The organism is Prevotella sp. P4-98 (genome assembly GCF_002251405.1).
GTDB lineage: Bacteria > Bacteroidota > Bacteroidia > Bacteroidales > Bacteroidaceae > Prevotella.
On record NZ_NPJC01000005.1, the window covers coordinates 1 to 806 of the forward strand.

Consider the following 806-nt stretch of genomic DNA (forward strand, 5'->3'; position numbering starts at 1 on the left):
ATGACAAGGGACAGGTACGTGTCATAGGGGGCAAGCTACTTCCTTACGAACTGAATCACTCCCCGACTGATGCCTGTCAGTCGCTCCAGCTGCCGCACTGATGCACCCAACTCTCGCAACAGGCCTAACGCTTCTCGTTGTTTCGTTTTATCTATTTTTTGAAAATCACTACTACAGGTTACACCTGCTATCTTTATTATCTCTTGCCACACTTGGTCGTCTGAAAGACGCAAGCGAGGGCGTTCATTGTCGTTGTCTAAACAGCAGACATCATCTGCCAGCGGGTCGTTGACCCATTCGTCCAACTCCTTAAAGGGTATCCTATTCAGTACGGTATTGACATCGCAAATCTGAAATACTGGCTCCACGGTGCCGTCGTACTCGCCCCAGGAGCTGAACTCGTAGTCCTTTACTTTTTCTACTATGCCCGCCTTGACGGGATTTTGGTGTATATACCTCAGCAGTACGGTGAAGTAGGCCATGTCGTTGACTGGCTCGCTCTTGAAGCGCTCTTTGAACAGGTGTCCGTCACGACCGTACTTCCTATTATAATAGTACACGTATGAACTTGCTATGCGCTTGATGGTCTCTCCCACTCTTTCGTCGCGCTCGCGAATCAGGAGGTGAAAGTGGTTGCCCATGAGGCAGTAGGCGTAATAGCAGCAGTTTCGGCCACAAGCGTTGCCTTCGTCATCGTACCTAACACGCATGCGGTCGAGGGTGTTGATGAACTGGTAGTTGTCTTCCTCATCTTCAAAGATGGTTTGATGATTAATACCACGCATCATCACATGGTAGATACCGGT

The 806-nt window shown here is 49.3% G+C and carries 1 protein-coding gene; it reads right to left on the minus strand.

What is annotated here, in order from left to right; genetic code table 11:
- Nucleotides 1-35: 35 nt before the first annotated feature.
- Nucleotides 36-806: transposase (locus CIK96_RS00915; RefSeq protein WP_094439096.1), on the minus strand; the 771-nt coding region annotated here is incomplete at its 5' end.